This window comes from Nonomuraea sp. ATR24 (assembly GCF_041950485.1).
GTDB classification, from domain to species: Bacteria; Actinomycetota; Actinomycetes; order Streptosporangiales; family Streptosporangiaceae; genus Nonomuraea; species Nonomuraea ceibae.
Window position 1 is genome coordinate 1 of record NZ_JBGNUU010000045.1, and the last position, 15,696, is coordinate 15,696.

At 71.8% G+C, this 15,696-nt stretch carries 16 protein-coding genes and 1 pseudogene; 11 read left to right on the forward strand and 6 right to left on the reverse strand.

Annotation, left to right across the window (positions count from 1 at the left end; translation table 11 throughout):
• Positions 1 to 461 precede the first annotated feature (461 nt).
• Entirely contained in the window at positions 462 to 1,115 is a 654-nt protein-coding gene (locus ACBI99_RS45665) for an NIPSNAP family protein (protein WP_375075412.1), read from the reverse strand.
• 215 nt (positions 1,116 to 1,330) lie between these two features.
• On the opposite strand from ACBI99_RS45665, the gene ACBI99_RS45670 reads away from it, so the two are divergent.
• From ACBI99_RS45670 to ACBI99_RS45680, 3 genes are all read left to right on the forward strand, one after another.
• Complete coding sequence (locus ACBI99_RS45670; protein WP_219510201.1) at positions 1,331 to 1,588, forward strand: hypothetical protein; 258 nt, start codon at positions 1,331 to 1,333, stop codon at positions 1,586 to 1,588.
• A gap of 77 nt (positions 1,589 to 1,665) precedes the next feature.
• Complete coding sequence (locus tag ACBI99_RS45675) at positions 1,666 to 1,926, forward strand: hypothetical protein (protein ID WP_219510191.1); 261 nt, start codon at positions 1,666 to 1,668, stop codon at positions 1,924 to 1,926.
• A gap of 163 nt (positions 1,927 to 2,089) precedes the next feature.
• Positions 2,090 to 2,905, forward strand: a complete 816-nt coding sequence (locus tag ACBI99_RS45680; protein ID WP_375075413.1) for a RimK family alpha-L-glutamate ligase — start codon at positions 2,090 to 2,092, stop codon at positions 2,903 to 2,905.
• 10 nt (positions 2,906 to 2,915) lie between these two features.
• Here the strand turns inward: ACBI99_RS45680 and ACBI99_RS45685 are convergent, their stop codons facing one another.
• From ACBI99_RS45685 to ACBI99_RS45695, 3 genes are read right to left on the reverse strand one after another with little or no spacing between them, the layout of a single operon-like run.
• Positions 2,916 to 3,662 carry an SDR family oxidoreductase gene (locus tag ACBI99_RS45685; RefSeq protein WP_375075414.1) on the reverse strand — a complete coding sequence of 249 codons (747 nt, stop codon included), beginning with the start codon at positions 3,660 to 3,662 and terminating at the stop codon, positions 2,916 to 2,918.
• Between the two features lie 34 nt (positions 3,663 to 3,696).
• The gene (locus ACBI99_RS45690) at positions 3,697 to 5,001 is read right to left on the reverse strand and encodes a DUF2252 domain-containing protein (protein ID WP_357585351.1); all 1,305 of its coding nucleotides are present in this window, start codon (positions 4,999 to 5,001) and stop codon (positions 3,697 to 3,699) included.
• Between the two features lie 33 nt (positions 5,002 to 5,034).
• A complete protein-coding gene (locus ACBI99_RS45695) occupies positions 5,035 to 5,664 on the reverse strand; it encodes a flavin reductase family protein (RefSeq protein WP_219519132.1) in 630 nt (209 codons plus the stop codon).
• Positions 5,665 to 6,388: 724 nt separating this feature from the next.
• Here ACBI99_RS45695 and ACBI99_RS45700 point away from each other — a divergent pair.
• From ACBI99_RS45700 to ACBI99_RS45715, 4 genes and pseudogenes are all read left to right on the forward strand, one after another.
• Positions 6,389 to 6,556 (forward strand): annotated as a pseudogene (locus tag ACBI99_RS45700) (GntR family transcriptional regulator); the annotation flags it as partial.
• 6 nt (positions 6,557 to 6,562) lie between these two features.
• On the forward strand, positions 6,563 to 7,111 hold the full coding sequence (locus tag ACBI99_RS45705) for a UTRA domain-containing protein (RefSeq protein WP_308126254.1): 549 nt from the start codon (positions 6,563 to 6,565) through the stop codon (positions 7,109 to 7,111).
• A gap of 199 nt (positions 7,112 to 7,310) precedes the next feature.
• Positions 7,311 to 7,913 (forward strand): GNAT family N-acetyltransferase, encoded by a 603-nt coding sequence (locus tag ACBI99_RS45710; RefSeq protein WP_357585345.1) that lies wholly within the window; start codon positions 7,311 to 7,313, stop codon positions 7,911 to 7,913.
• Between the two features lie 87 nt (positions 7,914 to 8,000).
• Positions 8,001 to 8,681, forward strand: coding sequence for a copper homeostasis protein CutC (locus ACBI99_RS45715; protein WP_219519141.1), 681 nt, complete (start codon positions 8,001 to 8,003; stop codon positions 8,679 to 8,681).
• Between the two features lie 13 nt (positions 8,682 to 8,694).
• Here ACBI99_RS45715 and ACBI99_RS45720 read toward each other — a convergent pair whose 3' ends face one another.
• Positions 8,695 to 9,813 (reverse strand): DUF6986 family protein, encoded by a 1,119-nt coding sequence (locus tag ACBI99_RS45720; protein WP_219519144.1) that lies wholly within the window; start codon positions 9,811 to 9,813, stop codon positions 8,695 to 8,697.
• Between the two features lie 44 nt (positions 9,814 to 9,857).
• Positions 9,858 to 11,159, reverse strand: coding sequence for an FAD-dependent oxidoreductase (locus ACBI99_RS45725; protein ID WP_375075415.1), 1,302 nt, complete (start codon positions 11,157 to 11,159; stop codon positions 9,858 to 9,860).
• A 138-nt stretch (positions 11,160 to 11,297) separates the two neighbouring features.
• Here ACBI99_RS45725 and ACBI99_RS45730 point away from each other — a divergent pair, with 138 nt between their 5' ends.
• The 4 genes from ACBI99_RS45730 (at position 11,298) to ACBI99_RS45745 (ending at position 15,181) form a co-directional block, all read left to right on the forward strand.
• A complete protein-coding gene (locus ACBI99_RS45730; RefSeq protein WP_308126253.1) occupies positions 11,298 to 11,699 on the forward strand; it encodes a hypothetical protein in 402 nt (133 codons plus the stop codon).
• 128 nt (positions 11,700 to 11,827) lie between these two features.
• Positions 11,828 to 12,499, forward strand: coding sequence for a hypothetical protein (locus tag ACBI99_RS45735; RefSeq protein WP_219519147.1), 672 nt, complete (start codon positions 11,828 to 11,830; stop codon positions 12,497 to 12,499).
• A gap of 69 nt (positions 12,500 to 12,568) precedes the next feature.
• Positions 12,569 to 14,314 carry a proline--tRNA ligase gene (locus ACBI99_RS45740; protein WP_219519150.1) on the forward strand — a complete coding sequence of 582 codons (1,746 nt, stop codon included), beginning with the start codon at positions 12,569 to 12,571 and terminating at the stop codon, positions 14,312 to 14,314.
• Between the two features lie 75 nt (positions 14,315 to 14,389).
• Positions 14,390 to 15,181 carry a class I SAM-dependent methyltransferase gene (locus ACBI99_RS45745; RefSeq protein ID WP_219519152.1) on the forward strand — a complete coding sequence of 264 codons (792 nt, stop codon included), beginning with the start codon at positions 14,390 to 14,392 and terminating at the stop codon, positions 15,179 to 15,181.
• The last annotated feature ends 515 nt before the right edge of the window (positions 15,182 to 15,696 follow it).

Sequence of the window (15,696 nt, forward strand, 5' to 3'; positions counted from 1 at the left end):
GCCCACCCCTCCGTGCCCGCCCCTCCGCGCCCGCCCCTCCGTGCCCACCCCTCCGTGCCCGCCCCTCCGTGCCCGGTCGGCCCCCGGCTCCGCGCCGGCCCCGCGACCGCACCTGCCTCCTGCGCCGACCCCCACCTGGGACCGCCCTTTCCCGCGTCGGCCCTCCAGAGTGGGCCCCCAGCGGTCCTGCCGGGGTGGGCACCCGCGTCCGCCTCCTGCGCCGAAGCCCCACCTTGGGCCCGCGCCGGGGCCGCCCTGCGGGGGGCCGCTCTGCCTGGGGCGCCCACCCTGCGTCGGCCCTCGGCGGCCCCGTGGGAGGGTGTGCCTCCGCGTCCGCTCCGGTGGGCGGCTGAACCTTCGGCCGGGCGCTGGCTCCCTCTCAGCCCGCGCCCCCGCCTCGGCCCGCGCCTCGCCTCGGCTCGCGCTCCGCCTTGGGTCCGGTTGCGGTGCGGTGGCCCGGGTCAGCGGAGGGTGGAGCGGGGGGTGGGGGTGAGGCGGAGGCGGCGGGGTGGCGCGGTGAGCCGCTGGGCGAGCGCCGGGACGTCGACCACCCGCTCGTCCGCTTCCCTCTCGAAGCGGGCGAACCACACGAACACCTCTTCCCCCGTACGGACGGGCAGCAAGGGGTAGGTGTTCTCCGCATGCTCGGTGGCGAAGCAGGCCACCGGAGGCGTCCCGCCGGCCGCCAGCAGGGGCGCCACCTCGTCGGCGAAGAACGCCTCGAACCCCGGCCCGACGTGGTAGATCGTGGCCACCCACAGTGACGAGGTCGCCTCCCCGGAACCCAGGGGAGGCCGGTCCCATCGGGGCAGACGACCCCCGGCGGGCCGCAGCAGCAGCACGTCGGTCGAGTCGATCATGGTGGCGTTGGCCGCCTCCCGGTGCGCCTGCCACGCCGGTCCGGTGTAGAACGCGGTGAGCGCGGCCTTCCTGGCCGCCATGTCGGGAAACGCCCGGATCCAGGGGAAGGCGTCGGGGTCGTCGAGGTCGCGGAACTGGCCGATGACGTCGATACCGACGGCCTCCTGCGTCTCGACGAACTCCCGCTCGAACAGCGACAGCAGAGTCTCCCGCCGCCCCGGCCGCAGCGTGTAGCGGCGCAACTCGTAGATCATGCGCCGGACGCTAGACGGCCCTCGCTGCCACCTCCTGTCAGCGAGCATGGCACAGAAGAATCTTCTAATTACTCAAAGCTACCGATTGGCAACCCATAGTTATATGCTCGCTTTGACCTTGACCTCTCCGGGTCAAGACAGGTCAAAGGGGCGGTAGTCACCTCGGGCCCATGCCTGCTGCCCCTGGAAGCCAATCCTCTGGCGAAGGAGCTGTAGTGATCAAGAAGCTGTGCGCGGCGGGTGCCGTGGTCGCGGCGGCGGCGGGCGTAACGCTGCTGGCCGCCCCGGCTCACGCGGACACCTGGAGTGACAACTGGAGCACCAACTCCGAGTCCTCCCAGGCCGGCAACAACTTCGCGCACGTCGGCGCCTCCAACAAAGGGTGGGGACGCTCGGTCAACGTCAACAACCTCAACGGCATCGCCACGACCGCTTCCGACGGAAGCATCTCCGTGACCTACATCTTCTACTAGGCGATCCGCCTTCCCCGATTCCGCCGGCCCCGTCCGGCGGGCCCGTAACAGCAACACTCATCGGAAGGAACATCGACATGATCAAGAAGCTCTGCGTGACCGGTTTCGTCGTGGCCGCCGCTGCCGGCGCCACCCTGCTCGCCGCCCCGGCCCAGGCCGACACGCGTAACGACAACTCGAGCTGGAACGAGGAGTCGTCGCAGACGGGCAACAACTTCGCCAACATCGGCACCAGCAACGTCGGCGGCTGGGGTTCGACCAACGTCAACAACATCAACGGCAACGCCAACGTGGCGACCGACGACAGCGCCGCCCGCCAGGAGGTCGAGGTCGACTAGTGACCTCCGCCCACGCGCCCGGGCCTGGGCACGGGCGCGTGGGCCCCTCTCCGGCATCAACCCCTCCGCAATAAGCCCCGCAACGACCAACCCCGTAGCCAGCCACCCCGTAACCAGCAGGCCCGCAATCGGCATTTGTTCTGTCCGCTATTAGCATCAGCGGATGGCTACCTGTGCATATGCGACGTTTGACGACCCCGACACGCACGACGACGAGCGCGAGCTCGCCCTGGCCGCCTGGCGCGAACAGGGCATCGAAGGTGGCACCGAACGCTGGGACGACCCCGGCGTCGACTGGAGCGCCTACGACGCCGTCGTGGTCCGCTCGGTCTGGGACTACGTCGACCGCAGGGCGGAGTTCCTGGCCTGGACCAGGCGGGTGGAGCAGGTTTCCCGGCTCCTCAACCCGGCCTCCGTCATCGAGGCCAACACCGACAAGACCTATCTGCGCGACCTCGGCGTTCCGACGGTGCCGACGCACTGGTCGGCGCACGACCTGCCGCGCTGGGACGAGTACGTCGTCAAGCCCGCGATCTCCGCGGGCGCCCGCGACACGATCAGGACCACCGACCGCGACCGGGCCGGTGCGCACGCCGCGGCCCTGGAGGCCGCCGGCCGCACCCCCATGGTCCAGCCCTATCTCGACATGGTCGAGGCCGAGGGCGAGACCTCGCTCCTCTACTTCAACCGCCGTCTCAGCCACGCCGTCCGGCGCACCCCGATGCTCACGCCCGGCATGACCGGTGCCGACAACGCACGGGCCGAAGTGCGCACCCCGGCCCCGGACCAGGTCGAACTCGCGGAGAAGGTGCTTGCCGCCATCCCCCAGGCCCTTCTTTACGCCCGGATCGACCTGGTCCGGCTCCCCGACGGCAGCCCGGCGGTCATCGAGCTGGAGCTGACGGAGCCGTACCTCTATCTGCGCTACGAGCCGGGTGCGGCGGCGAGCCTGGCCACGGCGCTGCGCGAGCTGCTCTGACTTGGGCCGGTCAGCAGGAGATGCCGCCGTCCACCGGGATGACGGTCCCGGTCAGGTAGGCCCCGGCCCGCGACGCCAGGAAGATCGCCGCTCCGGCCATGTCGTCGGGGCGGCCGATCCGGCCCAGCGGCACGCTCGCCGAGATGGCGTCGCGCGTGGCGGGGTCGTCGAGCGCGAAGGCCATCATCTTGGACTCGAACGGCCCGGGGGCCAGCGCGTTGACCGTGATGTGCTCGCGGGCTAGCTGCTTGGCCAGGTGCCGGGTCAGCATGTGGACGCCGGACTTGGTGGCCGAGTAGGCGAACGTCTCCATCGACGGCACCTTGATCCCGTCGATGGACCCGACGTTGATCACCCGTGCCGGGTCGTCGGCGGTGGCGGCCTCGCGCAGCTGGGGCAGGAGGCGCTGGGTGACGTAGAAGACGCCCTTGACGTTGATGTTCCAGAGCTTGTCGAAGGCGCTCTCCGGATAGTCCGCGAGCGGCGCGCCCCAGGTGGCGCCCGCGTTGTTGACCAGGACGTGCACCGGGCCGTCCACGGCCGCCTCCAGCGCGGCCACCCCTTCGGAGGTGGACAGGTCGGCGACCACCGAGGAGCAGCCCAGCTCGGCGGCCGTCCGTTCGACCTCGGCCGCCTTGCGGGCGGTGATGTGGACCTTCGCGCCGGCCGCCGCGAACCCTGCCGCGATCATGCGGCCGATGCCGCGCGACCCGCCCGTGACGACGACTGTCTTGCCTTCCACCGAGAACAGAGTCATATTCCGGAAGCATGCCATACCGACCGGTCGGTCGTCACACCCCTGGAAGGCGGCCGTTGCGGAACAGGTCCACGAACCGCCGGTGGTCCTCGCGGGCCTGCGCCCCGTAGCGGTGCGCGAACTCCACCAGCATCGCGGTGAACCCGCCCGCGTCGCCGCCGGCCACCGCCACGATCGCCGCCTCCGTCGAGAAGCTCACCAGGTCGTGGCTGGAGTCGTCGTCGGCGACCGCGTGCATGCGCGCCACCGCCCGCCCCAGGTCCCGCACGATCGCGTGCAGCTCGGCGGGCTCGTTCACGTCGTCCCAGTCGAGGTCGGCCGAGTACGGGGACACCTCGGCGACGAGCTGGCCGACGCCGTTCAGCGTGGTGTGGCCGAGCCACGGATCGGCGTACGCCTGGAGGGCGCGCTGCGACTCGGCGGTCCGGTGCCCTTGGTGCCGGAAGTAGCGGGAGACCTTCTCGTCGGTGACGTACCGGGCCACGGCCGGGACCTGGGCCTGCTTCATGTAGAGGATGACGTCGTTCTCCAGGGCCTGCGAACGGCCCTCCAGCAGCAGGTTGTAGGAGGGCAGCCCGGCCGAGCCGATGCCCACGCCCTTGCGCAGCGCCATGTCCTTGATGACGTGCTCGACCGGGTTCGCCGGGGTGGCCGGGGCGGGCAGCGTGGTCAGGTAGTCCTCGAACGCGGCCCGCACCGACGCCCGCATCCCGTCGGCCACCGGCACGCGCCCCTCCATGAACGCGAAGCGCCGGTCGTAGTCCTCCACCACGGTCTCCGCGTCCAGCATCGCCACCCGCGTGCTGAGCCGGGCCGTCTGCAGCACCCGGTGCAGCACGCCCGAGGTGGTGTCGAGGGTGAGCGAGCCGATCGCGTCGTCGCCGCCCCGGGCGATCGCCGTCAGCTCGGTCAGGTACGCCCCCGCGAACCCGCCGACCAGCTCGCCGATCGCCGCGTCCGACAGCGCCTTGGCGTAGCCGAGCAGGGCGACGCTGGCGGCGAACCGCTTGAGGTCCCAGACGTACGGGCCCACGTACGCCTCGTCGAAGTCGTTGACGTTGAAGACCAGCACGCCGGAGGCGTTCATGTACGTGCCGAAGTTCTCCGCGTGCAGGTCGCCGTGGATCCACACCCGGCTGGTGGCCTCGTCCAGGTAGGAGTCGTCGGCGAACGGCCCGGTGAGGTCGGCGTAGAACAGGCAGGCGCTGCCCCGGTAGAACGCGAAGGGGGAGGCCGCCATCTTCCGGAACTTGCGCCTGAATGCGGACGGATCGGTGGTGATCGACTCACCGAACTCCGTCATCAGGACGTCGAGCAGGTACGAGGAGCGTGTGCCCATACTGCGGACAGTAGAGCGGCCCAGGTCCCGCGCCTAGGGGGCGGACGTGAACGCTCCGTAACCGCCTCGGAAGAACAGCAGCGGCCCGCCGTCGCCGAGCGTGTCGAACCGGTGCACCCGGGCCACCACGATCATGTGGTCGCCGGCCCGGTGCTCGGCCTCGATCGAGCAGTCGAGCCAGGCGAGCGCGCCGTCGAGCACCGGGTTGCCGGCGGGGGACGGCGTCCAGCCGAGGCCGGCGAACTTGTCGCCGCCCCGCGAGGCGAGCTGGGCGCAGGCCGCGCGCTGGTGCTCGGCCAGCACGTTCACGGTCACGGCGCGGGTGGCGCGCAGCCGGGGCCAGCTCGTGCTGGTGTGGGCCACGCAGAAGCCCACCAGCGGCGGGTCCAGCGACACCGAGGTGAAGGAGTTGGCCGCCAGGCCGCACGGGCTGCCGTCGACCGGGTCGAGCGCGGTGATGGCGACGACGCCGGTGGCGAACCGGCCGAGCACCGACCGGAACCGCGCGCTGTCGGGCCGGGGCGCGGGAACCACCGGGACGGCGGGAGCGGTCGGAACGGCGGGCGCGGGGGGAGTGGCGGCGGCCGGGGTGCGGCGCGGCCGGGGGATCGCCAGGCCCGGGTGCCGGCTCGGCGCGATGGGCCGGGCAGCGTGGGGGGTCATGGGCCGCCTCCTCGTATAAACCAAGCGCTTGCTTGGACGTTAGGCTCGCCCCCGGAAGGCTGTCAAGCGGTACGCCCGCCGCGCCGGCCTCATCGTAACGCGAAAGAGGCCCAAGCGCTTGCTAGGGCCTCTGGAGTGGATCGCGCGCCCAGGCGGGCGTGGGGGACCCGCCAGGGCGCGCTTCCTGCCCCGTGAGCGGCGGCGCCAGGACTCCGGCGAGGGATGGAGTCCTAGACCGTGGGTTCGCGCACGGAGATGGTGGGGGAGTGACCCTCTTGCGAGGACTCCGGGTGTCGGTAACCTGCGGCGATGCGATCCGCCGCGCCGGCCGGGTCGTCGATGGGGTGGCGGACGGGGGCGCTCCCCTCGTGCCAGACGAGGGACCCGTCCTCGCACCACACGTTCAGCTCGGCTGACTCGGAAAGTGCGGACATACCGTACCCGCTGCTCTGGTAGGTGTGGGTGAATCCCTGGCGAGGCAACGCGTAACGCAGTAAACGTGTTGCATCACGGGGGGAGTCCCAGGGCAGGTACGGCGTACCCGCGTGGACCGGCACCACCGGCCCTCACCCCCTCACCGGCCTTTCGATGGATTTGTACCAACGAATGGATGATGCGGCTCCCGATGCCGTCCGGTCAAGGGGTGATGGCCTGCTAGAACCAGATCGTCTAAATTGTTGGAACAAAAGGGGTGAAAGTGGCAAGGTCGGTGCTGTATCAGCAGGTGGCTTCGGAGCTACGAAGGGCCATCTACTCCGGCGTACTCGGCCCCGGAGCGCAGCTGCCGACTGAGGCGCAGCTCATGGAAGACCATGGGGTGAGCCGCAACACCGTCAGGTTGGCCCTCGGGGAGTTGGTCAATGAGGGGCTTGTCACGCGTACGCCACGACGCGGAACGGTGGTCAGAGACCGCAGGCCGCTGCTCATCTATCCGCAGCGAGAGCTGGAACCGCAGCCCACGGGAGAGCTGCGTGAAGCCTTCGCCTACGCCGTGACGCAGGAAGGCCGTGCCCCCAGCCAGTACATCGAGGTGCTGACCGTCTCCCCCGTGGAGGAGATCGCCAGCCGGCTCGAGCTGGCCGACGGACAGCTCGCGGTGGTGCGCCGCCGCCTGCGGTTCGTGGACGGCCAGCCCTACAACACGAACGACTCCTACTTCCCCCGGGACCTGGTCGCCAACTCCGAGATCGCCCGGCCCGGGGACATCGAGCGCGGCGCCAACCGGGTGCTGGAGGAGCTGGGACACGCGCAGGTGCGCGTGGTGGACGACATCTGGGCCCGCATGCCCAACCAGGAGGAGGCCGAGCGGCTCCAGCTTGAGCTTGGCACCCCTGTTGTGGTCTATGTCCGGGTCGGTTACGACGAGGGCGACATGCCGGTGCGCGTCGCGGTGTCGGTGCTGCCTGCCGACAAGCATCTGATCAGATACGAGCTCGACCGCCGCTGAGCGGCCTTGCTTGGGGGTGATCCCGCCGGCCGCGGCCCAGTGAGCTTGCCGTCTCGCTGAGCGTTGGGGAGTGGTGCACCGCTCCCTAATAGCGATTTATCCGCATATATCGGGTTATCTAGCCCTGTCGGGTTTGTGTCCCATTGAGCGATTACGCTCTGTGTCGATTCGGCCACCCCTCGCAACGAAAGGCAGACCCATGCACGCGAACACGCTGCTGCACCCGCTGACCCTCCGCCGCGCCGAGCCCGCCGACCTCCCGGGCGTGCTCACGCTCCTCGCCGACACCGCCGAGTGGCTGCACACCCGGGGCGTACGCCAGTGGCCCCGGGCGGGCTTCGGCCCCGAGCGCATCGAGCCGCTGATCGAGGAGCGGGTGCTGTTCCTGCTCGACGACGAGCTGCGCTACTTCGACCCGGACGGCTCGGCCCGGCCGGTCGCCACCATCGCCCTGGACGGCCACGCCGACCCCGAGTTCTGGGCGCCGGACGACGACCCCGGCGCCGCGCTGTACGTGCACAAGCTGGCCATCGCCCGCCCCTGGTCGGGCAGCGGCCTGGGTGACGCGCTGCTCGACTGGGCCGGGGCGACCACGTACGCGGCGGGGCTGCCGTGGCTGCGGCTGGACTGCGCCAAGGGAAACCGGCGGCTGCAGGACTACTACCGGGGCCGGGGCTTCCGGCACGTGCGCACGGTGGACCTGCCGCATCGCGCGTCCGGCGCGCTCTTCCAGCGCCCGGCGGCCGACTCGGCGATCACGGCCTTCCGCGATCTGACCCTGCCCGAGCTGATCAGCGCCTGACGCCGGTCCCCGGGGTTCTCCGGCCGGGCGAACGCGGGGATCTCTATTCGCGCAAAAAGGTGCAGAGCACCATATAACCTCTGCTGCATGACCGGATCCCTCCTTGAGGTGATCGCGCTTGACGTGCGCGACGCCGTGGCCGCTGAAGAGGGCGGCGCCGACCGCCTGGAGGTCGTCGCCGACATGGCGGCCGACGGGCTGACGCCCGCCCCGGAGACGGTCGCGGCCATCGCCGCCGCGTGCCCGCTGCCGCAGATGGTGATGTTGCGCGGCGGCCCCGGGTTCGCCGGGACCCCCGAGGAGCTGGAACGCCTGCGCCAGGACGCCAGGGAGCTGGCGCAGGCGGGCGCCGCCGGGTTCGTGTTCGGGTTCCTCGACGAGGCCGGCGCGGTGGACCTGGCGGCCACGGAGGCGCTCATCCACGCCGTCTCGCCGCTGCCGTGGACCTTTCACCGGGCCGTCGACCACGCCGCCGACGTGCAGGCGGCCTGGCGGGCCGTGCGGCTGCTGCCCAACCTGGCGACCGTGCTCACCGCGGGCTCGCCGCTCGGCGTGGGCGACGGCCTGCCCGTGCTCAAGGGACGCGCGGACGCCGGAGACGGGTCCATCATCCTGGCCGGCGGCGGCCTCAAGCCCCACCACGTGCCCGACCTGCTCGACTACGGCGTGCGCGCCTTCCACGTCGGCTCGGCCGTGCGCCGCGACTGGTCGGAGCCCATCGACCCGCACATGGTCCGCCGCTGGCGGGCGCTCGTCGAGCGCGACTGAGCCGCCGGGCCGGTCAGCCGAGCGCCGCGTCGGCCCTGCGCAGGGCCGACTCCAGCGTGCGGATCGTGGCCGGCTCGTCCAGGACGCCGCCGACCGGCCGCCGCTCCCGCCAGGCCCGCACCCGCTCGCGGTAGGAGTCGTAGGTCGCCAGGTGGAAGGAGTACACCGTGGCGAACCTGCTCACCAGGTGGGACGGATGCATGTCCCAGCCCTGGTGGAAGCCGTGCGCCAGCGAGTGGCGCACCAGCCCGGCGTGCCGCCGCCACAGCGCCCGTACGTCCTCCGCCGAGCCGGAGGCGGGCGAGGCGGCCAGCGACCCGTCCGACAGCTCCACGCCGGTGCCCGCGTAGGCCGTCTGCATCACGTGCCTGGCATGGTCGCACGCCGGATGGTCGAGCCGCTGCTCGTGCGGCGGCAGCCCGATCGCCGCCGTGTAGTCGAACACGCCGAAGTGCGCCGCGGCCAGCCGCCCGCCGCATGTCAGCCCCGCGCGCAGGAACCGCACCGTCTGCGGCGCCTCCACCTGCATCTCGAACCGCAGCCGCCGCCCCGCCCGGTCGTCCAGCCCCTGGAGGAACCCGGCGAACATCCCCAGATACGCCTCCATCAGGACCTTCGGGAAGGTCACCACGAAACCCTCCGGCAGCCCGCCGGCCCGCCCGGCCAAGCCGGTGACGAACCGGTCGAGCGTCCGCGTCGAGCGTGCCGGGTCGCCGTCGGCGAACGACTTCACCCGCAGCCCCCACCGCCTCGGCAGCGTCCCGGCCGCGTGCATCGCGGCCAGCGCCTCCACGGCCTGGTCGACGTGCCCGTCCTCGTCGTCCGGCCCGCCGCCGTAGCCGTCCTCGAAGTCCACCCGCAGGTCCTCGACCGGCTCGGCAGCCAGCTTGCGCACCAGCCTGCCGTGCACGTCACCTGCGATCCCGTCGGGCACGCCGAACACCCCGGCGAGCTCGTCCGGCCCGGCCAGATGCGCCTTGACCAGGCCCAGCGCCTCCTCTCCCCACGCGGCCACGGTGCCCGCCGAGAACCGGTCGGCCGGCACGTACACGGTGTGCACGGGCTGCCAGCCGGGCTCAGCGGCGGGGTAGAGCGCCTGCTGCTCGCGGTGAACCTGGTCGAAGTCGAGCATCCGATGCCTTCCGAATGGGGCCGAACAGGGCCGAACAGGGCCGGTCAGGGGCGGCAGGCTCGCAGCATGGCGTCCAGGCCGACCAGCTTGACCCGTTCGCCTCGGCCCAGCGTCCTGGCCAGCTCGGCCTCGGCGGCCTCGATCTCCAGCCATTCCGCGTACGTGACCGGGCGGACGCCCCGCTCGGCCAGCAGGCCGTCGACGGAGGCGAGCCCGCCGGGACGGGCGCCGGCCAGGTCGGACAGCAGCGTGCGGACGGTCTCGGCGGCGTCGGACTTGTTCGTGCCGATCACGCCGGTCGGGCCGCGCTTGAGCCAGCCCGCGACGTACTCGCGCTCGCGCACCCGCCCCGCCACGTTCGGCACCGTCATCGTCTCCTGCGAGAACGGCACCCCGGGCAGCGGCACGCTCTGGTAGCCGACCGAGCGCAGCACCATGCCGACCGGCAGCGTCTCGTACTCGCCGGTGCCCACCACGCGGCCCTCGTCCGACAGGCGGGTCCGTTCGAGCCGGAGCCCCTCGACCCGCTCGGCGCCGAGGATCTCGACGGGCCGCAGCCAGAAGCGCACGTCCAGGCGGCGCGGCCGGCCGGCGGGCTCGCGGCTCGCCCACGACTGGAGCACCTCGATGTTGCCGCGCACCTGGCGCGGGAAGTCGCCGCCGAGCACGGCGGCCTCCTCCGGGCGCACGCACACGTCGGCGTTGGCCAGCGCGCCGAGCTCGCGCAGCTCCTTGAGCGTGAACTTGGCGTGCTCGGGGCCACGCCGGCCGATCATGTGGATGGCCTTGACCTGGCTGTCGCCGAGCCGTTCGAGCACGTCGTGCGGCACGTCGGTGGCGCTCAGCTCCTCGGCGGTCTTGGCCAGCACCCGCACCACGTCCACGGCCACGTTGCCGACGCCGATCACCGCGACCTCGGGGCTGTCGAGCGTGAACCGCGACGGGTCGACGTCCGGATGCCCGCAGTACCAGTTGACGAAGTCGGTGGCCGCCACGCTGCCCGGCAGGTCCTCGCCGGGGATGCCGAGCCGCCGGTCGACCATCGCCCCGGTGGCGTAGACGACCGCGTCGTAGCAGGTCAGCAGGTCCGCCACCGACAGGTGCTCGCCGAGCGTGACTCCGCCCAGGAAGCGCACCTGCGGCAGCTCCAGCACCCTGCGCAGGTAGCCGGCGATCGACTTGATCGAGGTGTGGTCGGGCGCGACGCCGTAGCGGACCAGGCCGTACGGCGTCGGCAGCCGTTCGAGCACGTCCACCTCGACGTCCTCGGCCGACTGCTTGACCAGCGCCTCGGCCGTGTAGATCCCGGCGGGTCCCGAACCGATGACCGCCACGCGCAACGTCACGCTGCCTCCCTATGCCCGCCAGATCCGATGTATCCCCGATCCGCTGGCGCCTCACCCCGATCCTCCTCTCCCGGGCCCCGGGCCTCAAGGTCGCCAGGGCTTGCGGGATGGGTGCGGTCGCGATCAGAGTGGTTGTTCGTGAGGCGAAAGCACGGGCCGCGGAGGCATCTGACCGAATCGCTGAGATTCGAGGCGTTCGGCCGCGTCATGGCCGCGCTGGCGACCAAGGCGGAGTTCATCGAGGCGGCCCGCGACCTGACCTGGTGGCGGGGGGCCGACCACAGCTGGCACATCGAATGGCGCGACGGCCCCTACGCCTCCGAGGTCGCCGCCCTGCTCGACGCCACCCCGGCGGGCCCCTGCGGCAACTCGCGCGCGGTGCTCGACGTCATGGGCGTCCGCTTCGAGCTGCGCGCCGTCGACCCGGTGGGCCGCGTCCGCGACCGCGCCCGCCCGGGGTTCTGGCGGCTGGCCGAGGCCCTCGACACCACCCGCCGCACCAACACCCGCCACCCCTGGGAAGAACTTCTCGGCGGTTGATCCTTTTCCCATTCCCACCGCCAAGATTGCTTACGGTTAACCGAAATTTGCCTTTTATGTACGATCACATAATCTGGATGTGGTCGTCCCTGGAGAATCGCCGGGGGTGGGATGACCAGGGAATGGGGATGGAGAAAACCGCGATCGAGTATGCCGACTTCGCCGAATACGACCGGCGGCAGCGTGGCATCGAACGTCATCTGCTGGCGGCCTTCCTGGGCGGACTGGCCGTCGGCTTCATCGGCATGATCACCGCCGGCCGGGGGCCGGGCTGGCTGGAGCACGTCTACGACCCGTACGTCTACCTCGCGATGGCGCTGGCCGTCGGGGCGAGCGCGTCCGGGTTCGGCTGGGCGCTGCTGACCACGTTCCTGGCCGCCGTGTCGATGCTGGTCGCCGCGATGGGCGGCAGCGCGCTGCGGGGCGACCTCGACTTCGACATCATCGGCGGCAGTCCCGCCGGCCTCAACTGGACCGTCGCCCTGCTCGTCGGCACCGGCCTGCTCGCGTACGTGACCCGCAGGAAGGACCGGTGGGGCGACTACGCGGCCGGCGTCATCGGCGCGCTCGTGCTGGCCGACGTCGTGGACCGGGCGACGCCCGGGTTCATCGGCGACGAGCGCTCCTTCTGGCCGATCCCCGCCGTGCTGATCGGCGCGGGGGCCATCGGGGTGGTGCTCGCCCTGCGCCGGGGCGCCGGCGGCCGGGCGCGGGCGCTGGCGTGCGCGGTGGGGCTCGCGGGGCTGTTCGCCACCGGGCTGGCCGCGGCCATGGGCGGCTGGATCACCGTAGCGGTTTGAGCGCGCGCGGCGGGCGTCCCGGAGTCGATAGCCTGTAGCCCTCACATCAGGCTCGACCGAGGAGTGGCCGTGTTGCTGCGCATGTCGTCGTTGTTTCTTCGCACCCTGCGGGACGACCCGGCAGACGCGGAAGTGCCGAGCCACAAGCTCCTCGTCCGCGCCGGTTACGTGCGCCGCGTCGCGCCCGGCATTTACTCCTGGCTCCCGCTCGGCAAGATCGTCATGGAGAACGTCGCCCGCGTCGTCCGCGAGGAGATGAACCGGATGGGCGGCCAGGAAGTGCTCTTCCCCGCCCTGCTGCCCCGCGAATACTACGAGGCCACCGGCCGCTGGACCGAATACGGCGACACGCTCTTCCGGCTCAAGGACCGCAAGGGCGCCGACTATCTGCTCGGCCCCACGCACGAGGAGCTGTTCACCGATCTGGTGAAGGGCGAATATTCCTCCTACAAGGACTATCCGGTCACCCTTTACCAAATTCAGACGAAATATCGCGACGAGGCACGGCCCCGGGCCGGCATCCTGCGCGGCCGCGAGTTCATCATGAAGGACTCCTACTCCTTCGACCTCGACGACGACGGCCTCAAGCGCTCCTACGAGGCCCACCGCGACACCTACATCCGCACCTTCGACCGCCTCGGCATCACGTACAAGATCGTGTTCGCCACCTCCGGCGCGATGGGCGGCTCCGCCTCCGAGGAGTTCCTGGCCCCCACCCCCACCGGCGAGGACACCTTCGTCGCCTGCCACTCCTGCGGCTACGCCGCCAACGCCGAAGCCGTCACCACCCCCGCGCCCGCCGCCCGGGCCCTCGACGGCCTCGACGCGCTCAAGGTCCTCGACACCCCCGGCACCCCCACGATCGACACCCTGGTCGCCCACCTCAACGAGCACCACGGCCTGTCCGTCACCGCCGCCGACACCCTCAAGAACGTCGTCGTCAAGGTCACCACCCCCGGCTCCGACAAGGTCGAGACCCTCGTCGTCGGCGTCCCCGGCGACCGCGAGGTCGACTTCAAGCGCCTGGAGGCCGCGCTCGCCCCCGGCGAGCCCGCAATCTTCGAAGCCGACGACTTCGCCAAGCACCCCGGCCTCGTCCGCGGCTACATCGGCCCGCAGGTGCTGAGCGACCTCGGCATCCGCTACCTCGTCGACCCCCGCGTCGTCGACGGCACCTCCTGGGTGACCGGCGCCAACGAGCCCGGCAAGCACGCCGTCAACGTCGTCGCCGGCCGCGACTTCACCCCCGACGGGTTCATCGAGGCCGCCGAGGTGCGCGCCGGCGACCCCTGCCCCCGCTGCGGTTCCGGGCTGTCCATCGACCGCGGCATCGAGATCGGCCACATCTTCCAGCTCGGCCGCAAGTACGCCGACGCCGCCGGCCTCGACGCCCTCGGCCCCGACGGCAAGCCCGTCCGCATCACCATGGGCTCCTACGGCATCGGCGTCTCCCGCGCCGTCGCCGTCATCGCCGAGCAGGCCCACGACCAGCTCGGCCTCGTGTGGCCGCGCGAGGTCGCCCCCGCCGACGTGCACATCGTCGGCACCGGTAAGGAGCGCCAGGTCGAAGTCGCCCTGGAGCTGGCCGCCGAGCTGGAGTCCCGCGGCCTGCGCGTCCTCGTCGACGACCGGCCCCAGGTCTCACCCGGCGTCAAGTTCAAGGACGCCGAGCTCCTCGGCCTGCCCACCATCCTCATCGTCGGCCGCGGCCTCGCCCAGGGCGTCGTCGAGCTGCGCGACCGCGCCACCGGCGAGAAGAGCGAGATCCCGCTCGCCGAAGCCGCCGACCGCGTCCACGCCGCCTGCACCGCCTGACCCATTCCTCCGGGACGGTCCCCATCGGGGCCGTCCCGGTTTGACGGCTCGGGAGTGTGCTGCAAATCTCATCCGATGAAGCCACACGCCGAACTGAAAGACTTCTGGGAATCACGCCTGCAGTCCGACTGGACCGAGAGCGGAGTCGGCTACAAGGCGCTCGGCCGCGCGTTCAACATCTGGATGTACCGGGTGCGCGCCGAAGGCTTCCGCCGTGAAGCCGCCGCCATCCCGCTCGACCTGACCAAGGCCCGGGTCCTCGACGTCGGCTCCGGCACCGGCTTCTACATCCGCCAGTGGCGCGCCCTCGGCGTCGAGACGATCACCGGCAGCGACCTCACCCAGGCCGCCGTCGACCGGCTCCGCGAACGCTTCCCCAGCGCCTCCTTCCTCCGCCTCGACATCGCCGATCCCGCCGGCGCCCTCGAACCCGGCTCCTACGACGTGGTGTCGGCGATGGACATGCTCTTCCACATCACCGACGACGACCGCTACAAGGCCGCGCTGCGCTCCATCGGCGAGGCCGTCCGGCCGGGCGGCGTCTTCGTCCTGTCGGAGAACTTCCTCCACCGGCCCGAGCAGCGCTCCGACTACCAGGTCAACCACACGCTCCCGTGGATCACCGCCGCCCTCGACGAGGCCGGCTTCGACGTCATCCGCCGCGTCCCCATGCTCGTGCTCATGAACGCCCAGGTCGACGCCCACCCCCTCTGGCGCAAGCTCTGGGGCGGCCTCCTGCGCGCCGTCACCCTGACGGAGGTCACCGGCTGGCTCGCCGGCGCCCTTCTCCACCCCCTCGAACGCCGCCTCGTCCGCGTCCTCCGCGAAAGCCCCACCACCGAACTCATGCTCTGCCGCCGCCGCTGACCACCCGCCGCCCCGGCGCCGTCCCGCCGTGGCGGGTGCGACGAGCGACCCCCTCCCCGGCGCCGGTGCGGCGAGAAGGAGGACGGCGGAGTCCGGCGCAACGCGCACGGCGCTTCGGGGGGCGTACGGCACCCGGCCCGCCGTAGCGGGGGTCGGTGACCGCGCGCCCGTCTGCCCCTCCCGGGCGCCGGTGCGGCGAGGAGGGGGGACGGTGGAGTCCGGCGCAACGCGCACGGCGCTTCGGGGCGTGTGCGGCATCGGCCTGCCCGCCCTTGAGGGATGGGGCACGCACGGCGCCGTCCCGCCGTGGCCGGGGCGACGAGCGCGCCCGTTCGCCCCTTCCCGGCGCCGGTGCGGCGAGGAGGGGGGACGGTGGGGTCCGGCGCAACGCGTACGGCGCTCCGCGGCGCGTACGGCACCGGCCCGCCGCCCTTGGGGGATGGGGGCGCGGGGTTGGCAGGGCGGGCGAAAAGGCGGGGGTCAGCCGCTTGGGGTGGCTGTGGCCGTGGCGGGTG

Excerpts from the sequence above, each read along its gene's own strand:
- ACBI99_RS45720 (WP_219519144.1), bottom strand. The coding sequence starts at position 9,813 with ATGCTCGACTTCGACCAGGTTCACCGCGAGCAGCAGGCGCTCTACCCC.
- ACBI99_RS45710 (WP_357585345.1), top strand. The coding sequence starts at position 7,311 with ATGCACGCGAACACGCTGCTGCACCCGCTGACCCTCCGCCGCGCCGAG.
- ACBI99_RS45675 (WP_219510191.1), top strand. The coding sequence starts at position 1,666 with ATGATCAAGAAGCTCTGCGTGACCGGTTTCGTCGTGGCCGCCGCTGCC.
- ACBI99_RS45735 (WP_219519147.1), top strand. The coding sequence starts at position 11,828 with ATGGAGAAAACCGCGATCGAGTATGCCGACTTCGCCGAATACGACCGG.
- ACBI99_RS45745 (WP_219519152.1), top strand. The coding sequence starts at position 14,390 with ATGAAGCCACACGCCGAACTGAAAGACTTCTGGGAATCACGCCTGCAG.
- ACBI99_RS45690 (WP_357585351.1), bottom strand. The coding sequence starts at position 5,001 with ATGGGCACACGCTCCTCGTACCTGCTCGACGTCCTGATGACGGAGTTC.
- ACBI99_RS45680 (WP_375075413.1), top strand. The coding sequence starts at position 2,090 with ATGGCTACCTGTGCATATGCGACGTTTGACGACCCCGACACGCACGAC.
- ACBI99_RS45715 (WP_219519141.1), top strand. The coding sequence starts at position 8,001 with ATGACCGGATCCCTCCTTGAGGTGATCGCGCTTGACGTGCGCGACGCC.
- ACBI99_RS45665 (WP_375075412.1), bottom strand. The coding sequence starts at position 1,115 with ATGATCTACGAGTTGCGCCGCTACACGCTGCGGCCGGGGCGGCGGGAG.
- ACBI99_RS45695 (WP_219519132.1), bottom strand. The coding sequence starts at position 5,664 with ATGACCCCCCACGCTGCCCGGCCCATCGCGCCGAGCCGGCACCCGGGC.
- ACBI99_RS45685 (WP_375075414.1), bottom strand. The coding sequence starts at position 3,662 with ATGACTCTGTTCTCGGTGGAAGGCAAGACAGTCGTCGTCACGGGCGGG.